Annotated in this window: 2 protein-coding genes and 1 pseudogene; all 3 read left to right on the plus strand. The window is 41.2% G+C overall.

Annotated elements, in window-relative coordinates; all coding sequences use genetic code 11:
• Window positions 1-368: hypothetical protein (locus tag BTHERMOSOX_RS10180; protein ID WP_171004742.1), on the plus strand; the 368-nt coding region annotated here is incomplete at its 5' end.
• A gap of 1,098 nt (window positions 369-1,466) precedes the next feature.
• A pseudogene (locus BTHERMOSOX_RS10195) lies at window positions 1,467-2,108 on the plus strand (BREX-1 system adenine-specific DNA-methyltransferase PglX); the annotation flags it as partial.
• Window positions 2,108-2,440, plus strand: a complete 333-nt coding sequence (locus BTHERMOSOX_RS10200) for a hypothetical protein (RefSeq protein ID WP_138121048.1) — start codon at window positions 2,108-2,110, stop codon at window positions 2,438-2,440. The pseudogene BTHERMOSOX_RS10195 and the gene BTHERMOSOX_RS10200, both read left to right, overlap by 1 nt.
• Window positions 2,441-2,759: the final 319 nt, after the last annotated feature.

Here is a 2,759-nt window from a genome sequence, read left to right on the forward strand (position 1 = left end):
ACGGTAATCAAGATTTTGTGGTGAACTGGAAAAATGATGGTGAAGAAATTCGTGGCTTTGTGGATAATAAAGGTAAACAGCGTTCAGTGGTTAGAAATCCAAGCTATTATTTTAAATCATCGGTGAGTTGGTCGGATGTGACTTCAGGTATTGCGGGATTTAGATATTTCCCAAAAGGATTTATTTTTGATGTGACAGGAATGTCTGCATTTAAGGGTAATTATGAGTTACAAGATATTCTTTGTTTTTCTAATTTGACTTTTATAAACTGGGTAGCAAAAGTAATAAATCCAACTCTACACTTTCAAATAGGTAATTTTAATCAGTTACCTTTTACAGAAAACATCTCAAGTAGTAATGTAGATTGATTGATTAATCAATCAAAAACCGACTGGAACACCTACGAAACCTCATGGGATTTCCAAAACAACCCTTTAACAAACACCGTAGGCTGGGTTAGTGATAGCGTAACCCAGCAAAGCGAAGCCGAAAATGCTGGGTTACGCGATAAATCCACTAACCCAGCCGACATAAAACCTGCCTCATTCCCACGCTTCAGCGTGGGAATGCATACCGAGTCAAATGAAAGCACCGTCTGCATTCCCACCGAGGACGCTGGGAACGAGGGTGTTTTAAGCTTGGCAAACATTTACACCCAATGGCAACGCAAAAACCGCGCAACCATCGCCGAAATGCAAAGCCTCGAACAAGAAAACAACCGCTTGTTTATTGATGCCTACGGCTTACAAGACGAACTCACCCCCGAGGTGCCTTTAGAGCAGATTACCTTAACCGTCAATCCCCAATACCGTTATGGCAGCAAGCACTCCGAAGAAGCCCTAGAAAACCGCTTTCAATCCGATACCCTCGCCGAACTTATCAGCTATGCCATCGGCTGCATGATGGGGCGCTATCGCCTAGATAAAGCAGGCTTAATCTACGCCCACGCAGGCAATAAAGACTTCAGCACAATCTATGACGGAGTAGAGAGTGATGAGGGGAGAGTGGCGAGTGGAGAGAAACTATCCACTGATCACTCAGCACTGACCACTAAAACCACTGAAGGAGTGGAAAGTAATGAACAACGAGGGGAGAGTAAAGAGTTATCAGGACTTGATCGTGTGGCAGAAATCGATGGAGTTGGTGGAGCGAGTTTATCGAATGACCAAAGTATTTCCGAAAGAAGAGAGGTACGGCTTGACCAGTCAAATTTGTCGGGTAGCCGTGTCGGTTCCATCGAATATAGCGGAAGGTCAAGCGCGGAAATCGACAGCGGAGTTTCGCAATTTTCTATCAATAGCTCTGGGATCAAGAGCGGAAGTGGAAACACAAACCTTGATAGCTCAGCGACTGAGGTATGTGAGCAGCAATCAAATTCAGGAAATTCTGCTCTTATTAGAGGAAATATCGAAAATGCTCAATTCACTACGCAGCAGTCTGAAAGTGTAACTCATCACTCAGCACTTGCCACTCGCCACTTTCCGCCCGATGACGATGGAATAATCCCTCTAACCGACCAAGAATGGTTCGCCGACGATGCCACCCTGCGTATTGCCGAATTTGTGCGTGCCGCATGGGGAGAAGAAAATCAACAACAAAACCTAGACTTCATCGCCGAAAGCCTGGGTTTATACGCCATAAAACCCAAAAACAGCGAAACCAGCTTAGACGCAATCCGCCGTTATCTATCCACCCAATTCTATAAAGACCACCTAAAAACCTACAAAAAACGCCCGATTTATTGGCTATTCAGCTCAGGCAAACAAAAAGCCTTTGAATGCCTCGTGTACCTACACCGCTACAACGAAAGCACCTTATCCCGCATGCGCACCGAATACGTCACCCCGTTATTAGGCAAATACGAATCTTCCGCCATGGTGTTACAAAAACAAATCGAAGAAGCCAGCAGCACCGCCGAAGCCAATCGCCATAAAAAATCCCTCACTGCTTTAGAGAAAAAACAAACTGAACTCAGTGAGTTTGACGATAAACTCAAACACTATGCCGATATGCGTATTAGTTTAGATTTAGATGGTGGTGTTAAGGTTAATTACGGTAAGTTTGGGGATTTGTTGGTGGATGTTAAGGCGGTTACGGGGAAGAAGTGATGGACTTAAATGATGAAATAAAAGAACTACCAGATGAAACGTGTATTTATAAATACATAGATACATTATCTTTTTTAAACTATGTTTTGATAGAAAAAACAATCCTTTTTAATAATATTAAGAACTGGAAAGATAGCGATGAAGGACTACTACAAGGTTTTATTTGTAGTAAAACTAATAAAGAAATCCCCATTTATTTAGGGTGTTGTTGGTCTTTAGAGCAAGAAAATGAAAATCTTTACAGAGATGATTCTGATGGCTTAAAGCAAGCAAATTCTGAGATAGTTGAATATGGCTCAGATGCCTTATGGCAAATATATTGTAACAACTGAAGTTTCCTAATTTTTAGCGCACACAAACATTAGTAAAGGCTAATTTTGAAAAATATTACCATTAACTAATGTAGGTGAGCTGCATTATCGAAAAAAAGATATATTAGTTTAAAAATAACAGGTTAATGATGAATGAGACCTGGTTTTGGTGTATAATAAAAGTTTCTAACGCATTGATTATACAAATAAAACGGCCTCATTCATGTTCATTTTACGCGATGTTTTACTTCCGCGTCAAGATCATTTTTCGCAAACCGATTTAGGCCGTGAACGAGCCTCTTTATTTGTTTACACGATACTGTCTATTATCGTTCCTTTC

The sequence above is a fragment of the Bathymodiolus heckerae thiotrophic gill symbiont genome, assembly GCF_900128515.1.
Lineage (GTDB): Bacteria > Pseudomonadota > Gammaproteobacteria > PS1 > Pseudothioglobaceae > Thioglobus_A.